Annotated in this window: 21 protein-coding genes; 9 read left to right on the top strand and 12 right to left on the bottom strand. The window is 71.4% G+C overall.

The annotated features are described in order from the left end of the window. The first annotated feature begins 11 nt into the window (after positions 1-11). Positions 12-1118 (top strand): UDP-N-acetylglucosamine--N-acetylmuramyl-(pentapeptide) pyrophosphoryl-undecaprenol N-acetylglucosamine transferase, encoded by a 1107-nt coding sequence (locus Aru02nite_RS13805; protein WP_203657885.1) that lies wholly within the window; start codon positions 12-14, stop codon positions 1116-1118. Positions 1119-1127: 9 nt separating this feature from the next. On the opposite strand, the gene Aru02nite_RS13800 is transcribed toward Aru02nite_RS13805, so the two are convergent. Both Aru02nite_RS13800 and Aru02nite_RS13795 read right to left on the bottom strand, forming a co-directional pair. Next, positions 1128-2213, bottom strand: coding sequence for a sensor histidine kinase (locus tag Aru02nite_RS13800; protein ID WP_203657884.1), 1086 nt, complete (start codon positions 2211-2213; stop codon positions 1128-1130). Beyond that, positions 2206-2889, bottom strand: coding sequence for a response regulator transcription factor (locus Aru02nite_RS13795; protein WP_203657883.1), 684 nt, complete (start codon positions 2887-2889; stop codon positions 2206-2208). The genes Aru02nite_RS13800 and Aru02nite_RS13795 overlap by 8 nt, the downstream gene beginning before the upstream one ends. 87 nt (positions 2890-2976) lie before the next feature. On the opposite strand from Aru02nite_RS13795, the gene Aru02nite_RS13790 reads away from it, so the two are divergent. Continuing rightward, positions 2977-3498, top strand: coding sequence for a D-alanyl-D-alanine carboxypeptidase family protein (locus Aru02nite_RS13790; protein WP_203657882.1), 522 nt, complete (start codon positions 2977-2979; stop codon positions 3496-3498). Between the two features lie 20 nt (positions 3499-3518). Here the strand turns inward: Aru02nite_RS13790 and Aru02nite_RS13785 are convergent, their stop codons facing one another. Beyond that, complete coding sequence (locus Aru02nite_RS13785) at positions 3519-4076, bottom strand: TetR/AcrR family transcriptional regulator (RefSeq protein ID WP_203657881.1); 558 nt, start codon at positions 4074-4076, stop codon at positions 3519-3521. A 118-nt stretch (positions 4077-4194) separates the two neighbouring features. Here Aru02nite_RS13785 and Aru02nite_RS13780 point away from each other — a divergent pair, with 118 nt between their 5' ends. The 4 genes from Aru02nite_RS13780 (at position 4195) to Aru02nite_RS13765 (ending at position 6538) form a co-directional block, all read left to right on the top strand. Then, positions 4195-4767 (top strand): hypothetical protein, encoded by a 573-nt coding sequence (locus tag Aru02nite_RS13780; protein ID WP_203657880.1) that lies wholly within the window; start codon positions 4195-4197, stop codon positions 4765-4767. A 100-nt stretch (positions 4768-4867) separates the two neighbouring features. Next, on the top strand, positions 4868-5695 hold the full coding sequence (locus Aru02nite_RS13775; RefSeq protein WP_203657879.1) for an SCO6745 family protein: 828 nt from the start codon (positions 4868-4870) through the stop codon (positions 5693-5695). Positions 5696-5837: 142 nt separating this feature from the next. Continuing rightward, positions 5838-6329: a DUF2975 domain-containing protein gene (locus Aru02nite_RS13770; RefSeq protein WP_203657878.1), complete on the top strand. Its 492-nt coding sequence runs from the start codon at positions 5838-5840 to the stop codon at positions 6327-6329. Further along, positions 6329-6538, top strand: coding sequence for a helix-turn-helix domain-containing protein (locus Aru02nite_RS13765; RefSeq protein ID WP_203657877.1), 210 nt, complete (start codon positions 6329-6331; stop codon positions 6536-6538). The genes Aru02nite_RS13770 and Aru02nite_RS13765 overlap by 1 nt, the downstream gene beginning before the upstream one ends. A 73-nt stretch (positions 6539-6611) precedes the next feature. Here Aru02nite_RS13765 and Aru02nite_RS13760 read toward each other — a convergent pair whose 3' ends face one another. Genes Aru02nite_RS13760 through Aru02nite_RS13750 form a run of 3 tightly spaced genes read right to left on the bottom strand, consistent with a single transcriptional unit; the run spans position 6612 to position 8110 of the window. After that, a complete protein-coding gene (locus Aru02nite_RS13760; protein ID WP_203657876.1) occupies positions 6612-7277 on the bottom strand; it encodes a dihydrofolate reductase family protein in 666 nt (221 codons plus the stop codon). After that, positions 7277-7765: an SRPBCC family protein gene (locus Aru02nite_RS13755; protein ID WP_203657875.1), complete on the bottom strand. Its 489-nt coding sequence runs from the start codon at positions 7763-7765 to the stop codon at positions 7277-7279. Before Aru02nite_RS13755 ends, Aru02nite_RS13760 begins: the two co-directional genes overlap by 1 nt. 3 nt (positions 7766-7768) lie before the next feature. Beyond that, positions 7769-8110 (bottom strand): ArsR/SmtB family transcription factor, encoded by a 342-nt coding sequence (locus tag Aru02nite_RS13750; RefSeq protein WP_203657874.1) that lies wholly within the window; start codon positions 8108-8110, stop codon positions 7769-7771. 142 nt (positions 8111-8252) lie between these two features. On the opposite strand from Aru02nite_RS13750, the gene Aru02nite_RS13745 reads away from it, so the two are divergent. Beyond that, a complete protein-coding gene (locus tag Aru02nite_RS13745) occupies positions 8253-9164 on the top strand; it encodes a GNAT family N-acetyltransferase (RefSeq protein ID WP_203657873.1) in 912 nt (303 codons plus the stop codon). A gap of 83 nt (positions 9165-9247) precedes the next feature. On the opposite strand, the gene Aru02nite_RS13740 is transcribed toward Aru02nite_RS13745, so the two are convergent. Then, the gene (locus tag Aru02nite_RS13740; RefSeq protein ID WP_203657872.1) at positions 9248-9709 is read right to left on the bottom strand and encodes a DUF3592 domain-containing protein; all 462 of its coding nucleotides are present in this window, start codon (positions 9707-9709) and stop codon (positions 9248-9250) included. Positions 9710-9924: 215 nt separating this feature from the next. Further along, positions 9925-11094 carry an acyl-CoA dehydrogenase gene (locus Aru02nite_RS13735; protein WP_203657871.1) on the bottom strand — a complete coding sequence of 390 codons (1170 nt, stop codon included), beginning with the start codon at positions 11092-11094 and terminating at the stop codon, positions 9925-9927. A gap of 207 nt (positions 11095-11301) precedes the next feature. Between Aru02nite_RS13735 and Aru02nite_RS13730 the strand changes: the two genes are divergently transcribed. Continuing rightward, a complete protein-coding gene (locus Aru02nite_RS13730; RefSeq protein ID WP_203657870.1) occupies positions 11302-12732 on the top strand; it encodes a UDP-glucose dehydrogenase family protein in 1431 nt (476 codons plus the stop codon). 91 nt (positions 12733-12823) lie between these two features. On the opposite strand, the gene Aru02nite_RS13725 is transcribed toward Aru02nite_RS13730, so the two are convergent. After that, a complete protein-coding gene (locus tag Aru02nite_RS13725; protein WP_203657869.1) occupies positions 12824-13801 on the bottom strand; it encodes a S1 family peptidase in 978 nt (325 codons plus the stop codon). A gap of 255 nt (positions 13802-14056) precedes the next feature. Between Aru02nite_RS13725 and Aru02nite_RS13720 the strand changes: the two genes are divergently transcribed. Beyond that, a complete protein-coding gene (locus tag Aru02nite_RS13720) occupies positions 14057-14452 on the top strand; it encodes a CoA-binding protein (RefSeq protein ID WP_239076661.1) in 396 nt (131 codons plus the stop codon). Between the two features lie 523 nt (positions 14453-14975). Here Aru02nite_RS13720 and purE read toward each other — a convergent pair. From purE to Aru02nite_RS13705, 3 genes are all read right to left on the bottom strand, one after another. Next, positions 14976-15443 (bottom strand): 5-(carboxyamino)imidazole ribonucleotide mutase, encoded by a 468-nt coding sequence (purE, locus tag Aru02nite_RS13715; RefSeq protein WP_203657972.1) that lies wholly within the window; start codon positions 15441-15443, stop codon positions 14976-14978. Between the two features lie 192 nt (positions 15444-15635). Then, positions 15636-16793, bottom strand: coding sequence for a 5-(carboxyamino)imidazole ribonucleotide synthase (locus Aru02nite_RS13710; RefSeq protein ID WP_203657867.1), 1158 nt, complete (start codon positions 16791-16793; stop codon positions 15636-15638). Positions 16794-16861: 68 nt separating this feature from the next. Continuing rightward, entirely contained in the window at positions 16862-17071 is a 210-nt protein-coding gene (locus Aru02nite_RS13705) for a hypothetical protein (RefSeq protein ID WP_203657866.1), read from the bottom strand. Positions 17072-17107: the final 36 nt, after the last annotated feature.

Genomic DNA, 17107 nt, shown 5'->3' with positions numbered 1-17107 from the left:
CGAGGACAGGAATGACGTCGCAGAGAACCGTGCCGGAGCCGCGCGTGGTCGTCGCCGGCGGCCACTCGGCCGGGCACATCGAACCCACCATGAACTTCGCGGATGCCTTGTGCCGCTTGGAACCCACGGCCCGGATCACCGCGCTCGGCACCGTCCGCGGGCTCGACACCACGCTCATCCCGGCCCGCGGGTACCCGCTCGAACTCATCCCGCCGGTGCCGCTGCCGCGCACCCTCAACCCCGCCCTGCTGCGTACCCCGGGCAAGCTCCGCGACTCGGTACGGGCCGCCGGCGCCGTACTCGACCGGGTACGCGCCGAGGTCGTCGTCGGCTTCGGCGGGTACGTGGCGGCACCCGCGTACCTCGCCGCGCACCGGCGCGGCCTGCCCATCGTCATCCACGAGGCGAACGCCCAGCCCGGTGTCGCGAACCGGCTCGCCGCCCGGCTCACCACGCGGGTGTTCACCGCCACCGCCGACGTACGGCTCGCGCACGCCACCGCCATCGGGATCCCGCTGCGGCCGGCGATCACCGGGCTCGACCGGCCCGCGCAGCGCGACGCGGCCCGGCGCCGGTTCGGCCTGCGCCCGGACGGCCCCGTACTGCTCGCCACCGGCGGCTCGCAGGGTGCCCGCGCCATCAACGTCGCCGTGTCCGGCGCCGCACCGGCACTCCGCGCCGCCGGCGTCCAGGTCCTGCACATCACCGGGCCGCAGCACACCGTCGAGCCACCGTACGCCGACGGCTACGTGGTCGTCCCGTACGTCGAGGAGATGGCCCACGCGTACGCCGCGGCCGACGTCGCGATCTGCCGTTCCGGGGCGATGACCTGCGCCGAACTGTCCGCCGTCGGCCTGCCCGCCGCGTACGTGCCGCTGCCGCTGCGCGGTGGCGAACAGCGGCACAACGCCGAACCGATCGTCGCCGCCGGCGGGGCGCTGCTCGTCGACAACGCCGACCTCGACCCCGCCTGGATCGAGACCACCCTGCTCCCCGTACTCACCGATCCGGCCCGGATCGCGGCCATGTCCGGCCGCGCCGTCGCCGCGGGGGCGCCCGACGCGGACGTCGTCCTGGCCCGCCACGTCCTCACCGCGATCGCCGAACGCCGCCGGTGAGTACCGGAGTCAGGTGCGTGGCACGGCGGGCAGGCGCACCGTGACGCGGAGGCCGCCCTCCGGCCGGGCGGCGAGCGCGAGCGTACCGTCGTGCGCCTCGGCGATGCTCCGGACGATGGCCAGCCCGAGGCCGACCCCGGCGTGCCCGGTGTGCGTGCGCTGCGTACCGCGCTGGAACGGTTCCGCCAACGTGGACACCAGCTCGGGCGCCAGCCTCCCGCCGGTGTTCTCGACAATGAGCAGTACGCCGGACGCGTCGGCGGCGGTGCCGACCCACACGGCGCCACCGTCCGGCAGGTTGTGCACGATCGCGTTGTGTACCAGGTTCGTGGTCATCTGCAACAGCAGCGCGTACGAGCCGATCGTGGGGCTGGCGTCGCCGGCCGTCTCGATCGTGACGCCGCGGCGCTCCGCGAGCGGCAGCAGCGTCTCCGTGGCCTCCTCCGCGAGCAGGGACAGGTCGACGGGCTCCCGGGTGAACGACCGCCGGTCCGCGCGGCTGAGCAACAGCAGCGCCTCGGTCAGGTCGATCGCCCGGGTGTTGACGTAGTGCAGGCGGTCGACGAGCTCGGTCGTGTCGTGGTCCGGATCGTTGCGCGCCACGTCCAGCAGCGTCTGCGTGATCGCCAGCGGCGTACGCAACTCGTGCGAGGCGTTGGCCGCGAACCGTTGCTGCTCCGCGACATGCGCCTCCAACCGGGCGAGCATCGCGTCGAAGCTGTCGGCCAGTTCGCGGAACTCGTCGTTGCGGCCCTCCAGGTCGATCCGGTGCGACAGCGACCCGACCGCCGCCTTCCGCGTCGCGGTGGTGATGCGGGCCAGCGGCGCGAGCATCCGCCCGGCGAGTACCCACCCGCCCAGCAGCCCGAACGCCAGCAGGAACAGCAGCATCAGCGACACCTTCGGCGCGAACGCCCGAACGAGGTCGCCGCGGTTCGGGATCATCGGACCGGGGCCGATCATCGGGTGGTTCGGGACGTACCGCAGGAGGAAGGCCCACACCACCCCCAGGAGCAGCACCCCGGCCAGCATCAGGAACCCGGCGTAGCTGAGCGTCAGCTTGGCCCGCACGCTCAGCCCGAGCGCCCTACTCACGGCCCCGTCCGGCCGCCGGCGCCTCGATCCGGTACCCGACGCCCGGCACCGTCGCGATCAGCCACGGCTCGCCGAGTCGCTTACGCAGCGCGGAAACCGTGATCCGTACCGCGTTCGTGAACGGGTCGGCGTTCACGTCCCACGCGCGTTCCAGGAGCTCCTCGGCGCTCACCACCCCACCCTCGGCGGCGACCAGCACCTCCAGTACGGCGAACTGCTTCCGGGTCAGCCCCACGTACCGGCCGTCCCGGTGCACCTCGCGGCGGAACGGATCCACCCGCAACCCCGCGATCTCGCGTACCGGAGGGCGGTGGTGGGCGCGCCGGCGGTCCAGCGCCCGCAGCCGCAACACCAGCTCCTGCAACTCGAACGGTTTCGTCAGGTAGTCGTCGGCACCCAGCCCGAACCCGGATGTCTTGTCGTCGAGCCGATCCGCGGCCGTCAGCATCAGGATCGGCGTACCGCTGCCCGACGCCACGATGCTCGCCGCGACCTCGTCGCCCGACGGCCCCGGAATGTCCCGGTCCAGCACCGCGATGTCGTACGCGTTGACGCTCAACAGTTCCAGGGCCGTGTCGCCGTCGCCGGCGATGTCGGCCGCGATCGCCTCCAGCCGCAACCCGTCCCGGATGGCCTCCGCCATGTACGGCTCGTCCTCGACCACCAACACACGCATGCACACCAGGCTACGAGGCCGCACATATCGTCGGCATAGCGAAAAGCCGATACGGCCCCGCAACAGCACACCCGCTGCACTGGCGGCATGCGACAAACGGCATCAGCACCACCAAAGCCCGCACCCGCCACCGACCGCCCCGCGGTCACCGAGGCCGACGGTGCCCTCCCCGCCGGCGCGACCGTGTTCGACGACACCTATCCCGGCGTCGCCAACCTCGACCCCGCACTCCGCCGCGCGCTGCGTGCCGCCGCCACCGACGCCGCCCGCGACGGCGTCGAACTCCACGTCAACAGCGGCTGGCGCACCCCCGCGTACCAGAACGAGCTGCTCCGCCGCGCCATCGCCAAGTACGGCTCGGCCACGGAAGCCGCCCGCTGGGTCGCCACCCCGGACACCTCGATCCACGTGGCCGGACACGCCGTCGACATCGGGTACTCCGACGCCACCGCCTGGCTGTCCACCCACGGCGCCCGGTACGGCCTCTGCCAGATCTACCGCAACGAGCCCTGGCACTACGAACTCCGCCCCGAGGCCGCCGTACACGGGCCGCCGCCCCAGTACCCCGACCCCTCCCACGACCCCCGCCTCCGTCCACAGTGGACGTGAGCCCGGATCCCCCCGGTACGTCAGCGGTTGCGGTACTTGAGGAGCCCCTCGATGCCGGCCAGGAACGTGTCGCGGACGGGCTTCGGGTCGGTGAGGCAGCCGGCGGCCATGGCCCCGTCGCGGAGCATGACGAAGTGCCGGGCGGCCGGCTCGGGGTGGGTTTCGCCGGCGGCGGCGAGCAGCTCGGTGACGGTGTCGAGGAACCACTTCCGGTGCTTCAGGACCGCCTTGTGTACCGGATGCGCCGGATCCGGGTACTCGGCGGCGGCGTTGAGGAACGCGCAGCCGCGGAAGCCGCGGCGCTGGATGTCGTCGGCGATGTGGGTGCCGACGGCGCGGACGATGTCCTCGGGTGTGGCGTCCTGGGCCCGCGCGGCGGCGGTACGCGCGCGGATCGCTTCGTCGGCCTGGGTCAGGTACGCGACGACGAGGTCGTCCTTGCTGGGAAAGTGCCGGTACATGGTGGCGCGCGTGACCTGCGCGGCGGCGATGACGCGGTCGACGCCGACGGCGTGGATGCCTTCGGTGTAGAAGAGTTCGGTCGCCGCCTTGAGCAGCCTGGCCCGCGCCTCCGACATCCGCCCTCCTCCGTCGTGACGTGGCGAGCCTAGCAGACAGAACGATCGGTCTTGACTCCGACGTGATCAGGTCGCACACTCAAGTAGACCGATCGTTCTATCTCGCCAGGGAGTCCCGATGTCCACGTCCGTCGACACCGTCGCCGCGGTTGACGCCACCAGCGGTACCCGGGGGCTGCGAAACCTCTACTACGTCCGGTTCGGCTTCGCGATCGTCTGGGCCGCGCTGGTCGCCCTCGTCGCGTCGACGCTCAACCCGGCCACCATCGGCCTGCTGGTGATCTACCCGCTGTTCGACGCCGCCGCCGCGGTGATCGACTTCCGTACGTCGGGCGCCACCCGGCCGCGGACCCCGCTGTACGTCAACGTCGCGCTGAGCCTGCTCACGTTCTTCGCGCTGGCCGTCGCCGCCACCTCGGGCGTACCGAACGTGCTCCGGGTGTGGGGCGCCTGGGCGGTCACCGCGGGCATCGTGCAGCTGATCGTCGCGATCCTCCGGTACCGGCTCGGCGGCCAGTGGGCGATGATCCTCAGCGGCGCGATCTCCACCCTCGCCGGCACCAGCTTCATCGTCCGGGCGGGCGGGCACGACACGTCGTTCACCACCATCGCCGGGTACGCCACGCTCGGCGGCGTCTTCTTCCTCGTCTCGGCGATCCGCCTGCACCGCCGCGCCGCCAGGACCGCGTGACGCCCCGCCGTCCACAGTGGACATCGAGTACGGCGGCGTTTCCCGACCGGAGGCGCCGTCGTACCGCGTCGGGGGTGTGGTCGTGTGCATCATGTGGGTCATGACGCACATCGCCCGCCGCATGTTCGAGCTCCTGGAGCCGATCTGCCTCGTCACGTTCTTCGCCGACGAGTCCAACGCGGAACTGGCCGCGCTCGGCCACCGCACCTACTGGGACGGCTACTTCGCCAGCCGCGCCGCACCGCTCGGACGCGTACCGGCGGAGGTGGTGCACGCGGCGTTCTACAGCTTCGCCGAGGGCGAGGCGGCGCGGCACATCCCGAGCGCGTGGGAGACGATCCCGCCCGAGGCGTCGCTCGCCGCACGCGAACGCGGCAGCGCGGCCTCCGTACGGCGGATCCTCGGTCCCGAGCTGGCCGGCTCGCCGGGCCTGGTACGGGCCGCCGACCTGACCACCAAGGCCGCGACCAGCGCACCGATGACCGGACGCGTCATGTACGCGGGGATGCGGTCCGTCGCCGTACCGAGCGATCCGGTCGCCCGGCTGTGGCACTCCGCGACCATGCTCCGCGAACACCGTACCGACGGGCACATCGCCGCCCTCCTCGGCGCACGCATCGGCGGTACGGAGGCGCACGTGCTCAGCGCGCTGGAGATGGGCATCCATCCGCCGGAGTCGTTCGGGCGGATCCACCACCTGCAGAAGGAGCGGCTGGCCGCGGTCATGGCCGGCCTGCGCGAGCGCGGGCTCGTCGACGCCGACGGCCACTTCACCGACGCCGGCCGCGAGACCAAGCAGCGCATCGAGGACCTGACCGACGACCTCGCCGCCGCTCCGTACGAGGCGCTCTCCCCCGCCGAACTAGACGAGCTGATCGCCGAACTCGAACCCATCACCGCGGTACTCGTCGCCGCAGGTTCCCGCTGACGTACGGGATGCGCAACGGTTCCGCATCTCCCGGCGGACTCGTACCGGCCAGCCCGCCTGCACCGGGACCGACGACCGGCGCAGTTGCCGTACCTATCGTAATTCGATAGATTGCCATCGTCATTCGATGGAGGGGCGGGTCATGGGCAGGCTGACAGTGGGCGCGCTGCGCGCCGTGCTCGCGGTGGTGGCCGCCGGCACCGTGTTCATCCAGGCATCGATGGTGTGGGTCCTGGTCAGCGGGAACGATCCCGAGGACGGGTCGCACCCGCTGACCGCGATGCGCGTGCTCACGATCGTGGGCATGCTGTCGGTCCAGGTCGTACTGGTCTGCGTGTGGCGGCTGGTGTCGATGGTGCGACGCGGCACCGTCTTCTCCCCCGCCGCCTTCCGGTACGTGAACGTCGTGATCGGCGCGATCGTGGCCGCCGCCCTGGTGTGGTTCGCGGTCACCGCGGTCAACGCGCCGGGTCAGCGCGACGATCCCGGCGTCACCGTCATCATGGCCGGCGTCGGCGTGGCCATCCTCGGCGTGGCGCTCCTCGTCCTCGTACTGCGGGCGCTGCTCGCCCAGGCCGTCGCCCGTACGGTCGAGGCGACCGAGCTGCGCGCCGAGCTGGACGAGGTGATCTGATGCCGATCACCGTCGACATCGACGTGATGCTGGCCCGGCGGAAGATGTCCGTCGGCGAGCTCGCGGACCGCGTCGGCATCACGCCCGCCAACCTGGCCGTACTCAAGAACGGCCGCGCGAAGGCGGTCCGCTTCACCACGCTCGCCGCGCTCTGCGCCGTACTCGACTGCCAGCCGGGCGACCTGCTGCGCTGGCAGCCCGACGACTGACGTACGCGGTGGATCGCCGGCGGGCGCCCGGGAGTAGCACTGTCCATGGTGGACATTCGGGCCAGCCACCGGACTAGCGCGGACGTACCGCGTAGGTCAGGTGGGTGACCCGCGGCGACGGCTCCGCACGGACCTGCTCCAGCGCGACCTTGGACACGTCCAGGCGGTCGAACAGCCGGAGACCGGTGCCGAACAGTACTGGCGAGACCGTCACCGAGAACTCGTCGATCAGCCCGGCGTCCAGGTACTGCTGGATGGTCTCGGCGCCGCCCGCGATGCGTACGTCACGGTCGCCGGCGGCGTCGCGGGCCCGGTCGAGCGCGCTGACGATGCCGTCGTTGACGAAGTGGAACGTCGTGCCGCCCGGCCGTACCCACGGCTCGCGCTCGGTGTGCGTGACCACGAACACCGGGGTGTGGAACGGCGCGTCCTCCGGCCACGCCAGCTCGCCCGCGTCGAACATTCGCTTGCCCATCACGCTCACCCCGGTACGCTCGTGCGTCGCCCGGGCGACGTCGTTGTCGACGCCCTCCTCGCCGCCCTCGCCGAGCCGGAGGTTCTCCCGGAACCACCGCTGCGGGAACAACCACGCCTGGAGTTCCGACCACTTCGCCATCCACTGCTGGACCCGCGGGTCGTTCTGCCCCTCGGGCGAGAAGACGTCCTCGACGGGTACGTCCTCCGGCGCCATGAAGCCGTCCAGCGACATCGACACGCTGAAGAACACCTTGCCGGCCATCAGCCCTGCACCCCGTTCCGCTTGAGATCGGCGACGTACGCCGCCAGGTTGCCCAACGTCTGCCGGCCGCCCTCGACCGCGTGGTACTTCTCGACCGCCTCGTCGCGCAGCGCCTTGGTGGGAAACACCGTGTGCAGCACGATCCGGGTCGCCGACCCGTCGGGCTCGAACGTCAGGACCGACTCGAACGCGTTCGGGTCGCCCTGCGACTCGCCGTGCAGCATCGCGATCCGTTCCGGCGGAACGATCTCGGTCCAGGAGATCCACTCCTGGTAGTCCGTCCCGTCCGGCCCGTGCATCACGAAGTCCCAGTCCCCCTGCTCGCGGAACTCGAACGACCGCGTCGTCGTGGTGAACCCGTCCGGCCCCCACCATTGCGCCAGGTGGCGTACCTCGGTGAACGCCTCGAACACCAGCTCACGCGGCGCGTCGATCACCCGGGAGACCACGATCTCCCGGTCGGCCGTCCCCGGTTCCTGCCCTGCCATCGGTTACTCCCCCTGCCGTTCCTGCTTCAGGTCCTGCACGTACGCGTCCAGTCGGTCGAAGCTCCCGCTCCAGAACCGCTCGAACCCGCCGACCCACTCGTGGACCGGCCGCAACCCGCGGGCGTCCAGACCGTAGAGCCGCTGCTTGCCGACGCCACGGACCCGCACCAGCCCCACCTCCCGGAGTACCCGGAGATGCTTGGACGCCCCCGGCTGGCTCATCCCCAACTCCCGGGCCAGCTCGGTCACCGGCCGCTCCCCCGCCCGCAGCAGCGCCAGGATGTCCCGGCGCTGCGGCTCGGCGATCGCGTTGAACGCGTCCGACGTCGTCGCTGCTCGTGCCATGGCACCCATCATATTCCCATATTGGTATGCGTCAAGTCGCGGTGCCGCGCACCCGACCGGACACCACGGACCGCACGGACCGGTCGGCGGGGCCGGGCGAAATCCGGGGGACCTTTCCGGCGGGCTGGGGCAGGCTGAGGCCATGACCACGACTGTCCGTACGGCGACCACCGACGCCGACTACGAAGCCTGGCGCGCGGTGTGGATCGCGGTGATGCCGTACGAGCGCTGCCCCAGCGTCGCCGAGTTCCGCGAGCTCGACCGTCCCGGCCGGCTGATGGTGCTGGCGGAGATCGACGGCGAGGTGGTCGGCAGCGGCGTGACGGACCGCTCCCGCGACGGCGAACGGGCGTCCATGATGTCGCGCGTCCGTCCGGAGTTCCGGCGGCGCGGCGTCGGCACCGACATCCTCCGGGTACTCGCCGGGCACGCCGCCGCGCAGGGTCACCACGTGGCGGGCGCCAGCGTCGACGACGAGGGGTCGCGCCTGTTCGCCGAACGGTTCGGTTTCGTGGAAACGAACCGGGAGGTCGAACAGGTCCGGCCGATCGGCGACGAGCCGTGGCCGACCCCGCCGACGGAGTACGAGATCGTGTCGGTCGCCGAACGCCCGGAGCTGTGGACCGCCGCGTACCACCAGGTCGCGCTGCCGACCATCCCGGACATGGATCACGAGGTCGCGCTGAAGGTGTCGGCGACCGAATGGGCGAAGGAGTGGATCAACGAGCCGGCCGCGATGTTCGTGGCCGTCGCCGGTGACGAGGTGATCGGCGTGGCCGGGCTGAAGCTCGACGCCGACCGGCCGGAACGCGCCGAGGTCGCGTACACCGCCGTACGCCGGGAGTGGCGCGGCAGATCGGTCGCCGCGACCCTCAAGCGCACCAGCATGGCGTGGGCCGCCGACCACGGCATCACCGAGATCTACACCTGGACGCAGCGCGGCAACGACGCGATGCGCCGCCTCAACGAACACCTCGGCTTCACGTACGGGATCGTCGGCATCACCATGCGCGCCCCGCTGCCCCTGAGCGGAATCCCTTCACCAGCAAGCTGATCCCCGCGTACTGTCCACAGTGGACCACGCGGCGCCCGCGGCGGCAGCACCCGCGCCATCACGATGCGACCTGGTCAACCCGTTCAGCGGAGAAGGGCCAAGCGCAGCCCGACCAGGATCAGCACGGCGCCGGCAACACCCAACAGCCCCAGCGCAGCCGTACCCCGGCCCCGGGTGGTGTCGATCCGGGCGCCTTGGTTCGGGTGGCTCGGGTCGTAGAGGACATCGACCGCGGTGCCCGTGACGGGCCGGATGGTCGAGCCGGTGACCGCCGTTGCTCTCACCGTGACGCCCTCGATGGTCGTGAAGACGACCACCGGGCGACAGACCCGGTACTTCACCGTCGAGCCCGGTGCGCCCTGCCGGCTGGTCTCCACCGCGACGATCCGCCCCGTTGCGCGTTCCGCGCCGGCGAGGAAGCGACGAGATCGGATGACACCGAAACAGCTGACAGCCAGCAGAAGTACGCCAACCGCCAGGACGGGCGCCGCATGCCGCCACGCATCGGGTATGTGCATCCGTACCAGTGTGTCCAGTCCCCGCAACGGACGCGCACCGACGTGGGACCAGCCAGCGCCTCGCAACGTTCGTGAGTCGTCGGAAGCGCCACCAGAGAGCGCCAGGGTCGAGGTTGCCCTTGAGTGGGTTCACCGTCCACAGTGGACATCGGGGTCACGTCAGCGCGCCGCTCAGGCTGCCGCAGATGCGGAAACGGCGGCGGCACCCCGATCGGGAGCCCGCCGCCGTTGCCCCGCGTACGTCAGGGGCGGGTGAGGACCTGGCGGGCCATGACGATCCGCTGGACCTGGTTCGTACCCTCGTAGATCTGGGTGATCTTGGCGTCGCGCATCATGCGTTCGAGCGGGTAGTCCTTGGTGTAGCCGTACCCGCCGAGGAGCTGCACGGCGTCGGTGGTGATCTCCATGGCGGCGTCGGAGGCGTAACACTTGGCGGCGGCACCGAAGAAGGTGAGGTCGTCGTCGCCGCGCTCGGACTTGCCGGCCGCCACGTACGTCATCTGGCGGGAGGCTTCGAGCTTCATCGCCATGTCGGCGAGCATGAACTGGAGCCCCTGGAAGTCGGCGATGGGCCGGCCGAACTGCTTGCGCTCCTTGACGTACCCGGTGGCGTAGTCGAGGGCACCCTGGGCGATGCCGACGGCCTGCGCGGCGATGGTGACGCGGGTGTGGTCGAGCGTGGCCATCGCGGTACGGAAGCCGGTGCCCTCGTCGCCGATCATCCGGGAGGCCGGGATGCGGACGTTGTCGAAGTAGACCTCGCGGGTGGGCGAGCCCTTGATGCCGAGCTTGTGCTCGGGCGCGCCGAAGCTGACGCCCTCGTCGGCCTTCTCGACGACGAACGCGGAGATGCCCTTGGAGCGCTTCTCCGGGTCGGTGACGGCGAAGACGGTGTAGTAGTCGGAGACGCCGGCGTTGGTGATCCAGCGCTTGGCGCCGTTGAGGATCCAGTGGTCGCCGTCGCGTACGGCCCGGGTCTTCATGGACGCGGCGTCACTGCCCGCCTCGGGCTCGCTCAGACAGTACGAGAACATCGCGTCGCCGCGGGCCACCGGCGGCAGGTACGTCCGCTTCAGGTCGTCGGAGCCGGCGAGCAGCAGCGGCATGGTGCCGAGCTTGTTGACGGCGGGGATGAGGGAGGAGGAGGCGCACGCGCGGGCGACCTCCTCGATGACGATGGCGGTGGCGAGCGCGTCCGCACCGGCCCCGCCGTACTCCTCGGGGATGTGTGGCGCATGGAAGTCGGAGGCACGCAACGCGTCGTACGCTTCTTGCGGGAAGACGGACTTCTCGTCGACCTCCGCGGCGTGCGGGGCGACCTTGCCGTCGCACACGGCCCGGACCGCCTCGCGGATCGCCTGGTGCTCCTCGGGCAGTTGGTACACCGCGAATTCGGGATCGTTCAGGCTCATGGCTCGCTCCGAGAGTGGTCGGTCCACATCGACTCCTGTGAGGCTACCAACGAGTAGCCTCCCGGCGTCGGGTCGCTCGACAGGAGGAGGACTATCCTCGCCGAGTCACCGTCGTAACGGCCGACGCAGCCCCCATAAATCCGATAAAAAGGCACTATTCAGTCTCAGAAATCCGGCGTCGGTGCGCCCTCGCGGAGCGGAGTCAACGTGACAGTCCAGTACCCCAGCACGTCCCCGGTGCAGCCGCAGGCAACGAGCACGCCGCCGTCCGGCGCGCCGAAACCGCGGCTGACCTTCCTGGGCACCGGCTACCTGGGCTCGACGTACGCGGCGTGCTTCGCCGAGCTCGGGTACGAGGTGCTCGGCATGGACGTGGACGAGGCCAAGATCGCCAAGCTGGCCGCCGGCGAGAACCCGATCCACGAGCCCGGCCTCGACGAGCTGCTCAAACGCAACCTGGCCAGCGGCCGGCTCCGCTTCTCCACCTCGTACGAGGAGGCCGCGGAGTTCGGTGACGTGCACTTCGTCTGCGTCGGTACGCCGCAGCGGGCGGACGGCATGGCCGCCGACCTGTCGTACATCGAGGCCGTGGTGACGGGGCTGGCGCCGCACCTGCGCCGGCCCGCGCTGATCGTCGGCAAGTCCACCGTCCCGGTCGGTACGGCGAACTGGGTGGAGGAGCTGGCCCAGAAGTACAAGCCGGACGCGGTGGACGTGCACGTGGCGTGGAGCCCGGAGTTCCTGCGCGAGGGCTTCGCCTGCGAGGACGTGCTGCGGCCGGACCGGGTCGTGTTCGGCGTGAAGACCGACTGGGCCCGCCAGATGCTGTACGCGGCGCACAAGGCGCTGTTCGAGCTGGCCGCCACCGAGGACCGCGAGGTACCGGTCGTGGTGACCGACTTCGCGACCGCCGAGCTGGTCAAGGTCGCGGCGAACGCGTTCCTCGCCACGAAGATCTCGTTCATCAACGCGATGGCCGAGGTGTGCGAGGCGTCCGGCGCCGACGTCACCATGCTCGCCAAGTCCATCGGGTACGACGCGCGCATCGGCAACAAGTTCCTGCGTGCCGGGATCGGCTTCGGCGGCGGCTGCCTGCCGAAGGACATCCGCGCGTTCCAGGCCCGCGCGCAGGAGATCGGCGCGGGCGAGGCGCTGCGGTTCCTGCACGAGGTCGACCTGGTCAACACCCGGCGCCGCAACCGGGTCCTGGCGCTGGCCGCCGACCTGCTCGACCGCCCGATCGGCCCCGCCGGCCCCGACTTCTCCGGCGTACGGATCGCCGTGCTCGGCGCCGCGTTCAAACCCAACACCGACGACGTACGCGACTCGCCGGGGCTGGCCGTCGCCAAGGCGCTCGCCAAGACCAACGCCGAGGTCGTCGTGTACGACCCGGAGGCCACCGAGAACGCCCGCCGCGAGCTGTCCACCGTGGCGTACGCGAAGTCGATGACCGAGGCGTTGCAGGGCTCCGCGCTGACCTGCGTGGTCACCGCGTGGGACGAGTTCCGCCGGGCCGACCCGGCCGCGGTGGGCGAGCTGGCCGCCGAGCGCCGCATCATCGACGGGATGAACTGCCTGGACCACGCGAGCTGGATCGCCGCGGGCTGGGACTACCGGGGCATGGGCCGCTCCGTCTGACCCGTACCGAGCGACGGCGGTGCCCCGGTGGAACGGGGCACCGCCGTCGTCGTGTCCACGCCGGCGCCGCACCGGGCCGCCGGCCTGCCGTCTAGAGCAGCGCGGTACCGGTGCGCGACAGCGCCGGGCGCAGCTTCTGGAAGAACGACGCGTACCCCGCGCCGCACGCGCTGTCGTCGCCGCCGGACACCATGCCGAGCCCGGTGCTGCGCCCCGTGTACAGCGGGCCGCCCGAGTCGCCGGGCCTCGTGCAGACGTTGGTCTGGTACAGGTTCGTGACCCGACCCTCCTGGTACCGCACGGTCACGTCGACCGCCTGCACCGTCCCGCACGTCGTCCCGGACGTACGGCCGGACTTGCACACGGTCGCGCCGACCGGGACCGTGCCAGCGCCGGTCACCGGCCGCGTCCCCGAGCGGTACACGACGGCCGGCTTGGGCTGCCAGTACCGGGGGTTGCTGATCGTGACCAGGCCGATGTCATTGCCCGGGAAGTACGACCGGGTCGACGGGCCGAGCGCGTGCCCGCGCCGCGACCAGGCCGGCTTGCCGGACGTGCAGTGCCCCGCCGTGAGCAGCGAGTACGTCGAACCGCGGCGCACCATGAACCCCGCCGAACACGTCCACTGCGACGTGTCGATCTGCTCCCCGCCGTACAGCGCCTGCGTGACGGCCGCCGGACCGGTCACCGTGCGTACCGTGTCGGGGTGCGGGCCGGACGGCGTCGGCGCGCCCGGCGGCGTCCGTACGACCAGGCGATCGGTGACCGGATCGACCGCCGTGCTGCCACCCACCGGTACGTCCACGCTCTCCGCCACCCGGGCCAGGTCCGCCTCACTGTGCCGGACCGTACGCGGCTCGGCGCCCGCCGCGCGGACCGTCGCCGCGCCCGCCGCGTCCACCACCGTGACCACCAGCGCGCCGCTCACCCGGTCCAGGTAGCCGCCCGCCGTACGCGACGGGCCCAGCCGCGCCGTCAACCGCTCCGCCAACTCCGACTGGGCCGGCTGCGCCGCCAACCGGCGTACCGCCGTCGCACGGTCCAGCCCGGACGCGACCAGCACATCCACCGCCGACCGGGGTACCGCCGGCGGCGCCGCACCCGCCCCCGTGGGCACCGTCACCGTGGCCGCGGCCGCCACCGTGAGCAAGGCTGGTACCACCCGGACCACACGTCGGACATGCATCGTGGACCCCCCGTACCTCGATGCTCGGCTGCGTCTGGCAGACCCCGACCCCGGCCGCGGTCGCCGTTTCCGATCATGCAGAGAACACCGATCGTCCACGATCGATTTCACGAAATTCCCGACACGATGGAGCCAGGCGTGAACTACCGCGACCCCGCCACGATCGACCGGGTCCTCGCCCACGACACCTGGGCGATCGTCGGCCTCACCGACAACCCGCACCGCACCGCGTACCGGATCGGCCGGTTCCTGCTCGACCGCGGCAAGCGCATCATCCCCGTCAACCCGCGCGCCGAAGCCGTCCACGGCTCCCCCGGGTACGCCAGCCTCGCCGACATCCCCGGACCCGTCGACGTCGTCGACATCTTCCGCCGCTCCGAACAGGCCGGCGTACACGTCGACGAGGCCGTCACGATCGGCGCGCGCGCCGTCTGGCTCCAACTCGGCGTCATCGACGAAGCCGCCGCCGAACGCGCCGCCGCCGCCGGCCTCGACGTCGTCATGGACACCTGCCCCGCCATCGAATGGCACTGACCCGGAACTTGGTGAGCCGCTCGCCGGCCTGAGCCGTCGGATGCGTCGCGTCGCCGGCCGGGTCGTTCGTACGCCGGGCCGAGCTGTCGGGTGGCCGTTCGCCGGCCGGCTGGGCTTCGTTGTGTGGCCGGTCGGGTTGCTCACGGGCCAGGCTGAGGAGTCCGGACGCGGTGTTCCGGCTGGGTCGTTCGCTTGCCCGGCTGAGCTGTCGGGACGCCTTGTTCCCGGCCAGGTTGTTCGGTTGCCACGCTGAGCTGTCGGGACGCGCTGTTCCCACTGCGTGTCGGCCCGCCGGGTCGGGGTGGGTTGTTCGCCGACCGGGGTGACGACGTGCTGGTCCGACGGGTTGGTCACCGGCCGCGGTGGTGAGACTGGGGCACGCCCTCGGCCAGGCAGGTTGGGCCGCAGGGCGCGGTGGTGAAGCTGGGGGCACTTGCTCGGCCCGACGGGTTGGTCGCCGACCGGGATGGTGAGGCTGGGGCGCGTGCTCGGCGCGACAGGTTGGGCCGTGGGCGGGTGGCCGTCAGAGGGAGGCGCGGAGGGCGGCGTCCTTGTCGGCGACCATGTCCGCGAGGCCGCGCTGGAAGTCGGCCATCCGGGAGCGGAGCGCGTCGTCGGCGGTCGACAGGATTCGTACCGCGAGCAGGCCGGCGTTGCGGGCGCCACCGATCGACACCGTCGCCACCGGTACGCCCGCCGGCATCTGCACGATCGACAGCAGCGAGTCCATGCCGTCCAGGTGCTTGAGCGGCACCGGTACGCCGACGACCGGCAGTGGCGTCGCCGCCGCGACCATGCCCGGCAGGTGTGCCGCGCCGCCGGCACCGGCGATGATCACCCGAATGCCGCGGTCGGCGGCCTCGCGCGCGTAGTCGAGCATCAGGCCGGGCGTACGGTGCGCCGACACGACCCTGACCTCGTACGCCACGTCGAACTCGGCCAGCGCGTCGGCCGCGGCCCGCATCGTCGGCCAGTCCGAGTCGCTGCCCATGATCACGCCGACGGTCGGTCGCTGTTCGGCCACGCCATTCACCCGTTTCGTACGTTTTGCCAAGGTTACGGATTGTTCAATTGTCGCATTGTTCAACTGTGCACTTGTTGAACAATGACACAGTTGAACAATCAGATTGTTCCCTTGTTGAACAATAAGGTCCGGCGTTCCCGGACCCCTGCGCCAGCCTCCTCAGCACCCGTCCCGCAGCCACGCCGCCGCCCGCACCGCCCGCCGCCGTACTTCCGCCAGTTCGTCCCCCAGCACGGTCACGTGCCCGATCTTGCGCCCGGGCCGTACCTGCTTGCCGTACAGGTGGACCTTGGCGTCGGGGAGTTCGGCCATGAGGTGGTGGAGGCGTTCGTCGATGCCCATGCCGCCGGGTTCGCCGCCGAGGACGTTGGCCATGACGACGGCGGGGGCGGTGAGGCCGGTGGCGCCGAGCGGGTAGTCGAGTACGGCGCGGAGGTGTTGCTCGAACTGGGAGGTGCGCGCGCCTTCGATGCTCCAGTGGCCGGAGTTGTGGGGGCGCATGGCGAGTTCGTTGACGACGAGGTCGCCGGTGGTGGTCTCGAACAGTTCGACGGCGAGGATGCCGACGACGCCGAGTTCGGTGGCGATGCGGATGGCGAGCTGCTGCGCCTCGATGGCGCGGTCTTCGGCGAGGTCGGGCGCGGGTGCGAGGACTTCGACGCAGATCCCGTCGGACTGCACGGTCTCGACGACCGGGTACGCGGCGACCTGCCCGAACGGCGAGCGCGCGACGACGGCGGCGAGTTCGCGGCGCAGCGCGACCCGTTCCTCGGCGATCATCGGGGTACCGGCGGCGGAGAGTTCGGCGACGAGTCGGGCGCCTTCGGTGGCGTCGGGGACCGTCCACACGCCGCGCCCGTCGTACCCGCCGCGGGCGGCCTTGAGGACGACGGGCCAGGTGCCGCCGGCGAAGGCGGTGAGGTCGTCGGCGCTGGCGACGGGCGCCCACCGCGGGCACGGTACGCCGAGGTCGGTGAGGCGTTCCCGCATCACCTGCTTGTCCTGCGCGTGGATGAGCGCGTCGGGCCCGGGGTACACGGTGTGGCCGTCGGCGATGAGCGCGCGGATGTGGTCGCCGGGCACGTGTTCGTGGTCGAAGGTGACCACGTCGGCGCCCGCCGCGAGCTTGCGGAGGGCGTCGAGGTCGGTGTGCTGGCCGACGAGTACGTCGGCGGCGACAAGCGCGGCGCCGTCGTCCGGGGACGCGGCGAGGATGCGCAGGGACTGGCCGAGGGCGATGGCGGCCTGGTGGGTCATCCGGGCGAGCTGCCCGGCGCCCACCATGCCGACCACGGGAAGTTGGGTGCGACTGTCCATCGGCACCAAGCCTATGGGTGCCGCCGTACGGCCCGGCCGGCGACTCCGCCGCCTGTCGGGTATGTACCTCAGTCGGCCAGGGTGGCGATGCCCTGCGCCCACCGGAAGTACTTGTTGGTGCCGAGGTCGCGCACGGTCTTGATGCCGAACGCCTTGCCGAGCAGTTCGGCGTCGCCCTCGCTGACGCCCTGGAGCGCCGCGACCGGCGCGTCCGCGATCTCCTGCACGCTCTTGGTCTCCCACGCCTTGTCCAGCTTGCTCTCCATGCCAGCAGCCATGACAGTCCCCCGTCGTACGAGCCGTTTCCCGTGACG

This window comes from Actinocatenispora rupis (assembly GCF_016861975.1).
In the GTDB taxonomy this organism is placed as follows: Bacteria; Actinomycetota; Actinomycetes; order Mycobacteriales; family Micromonosporaceae; genus Actinocatenispora; species Actinocatenispora rupis.
Note: the sequence above shows the minus strand (reverse complement) of the source record. Positions and strands in the feature narration are given on the sequence as shown.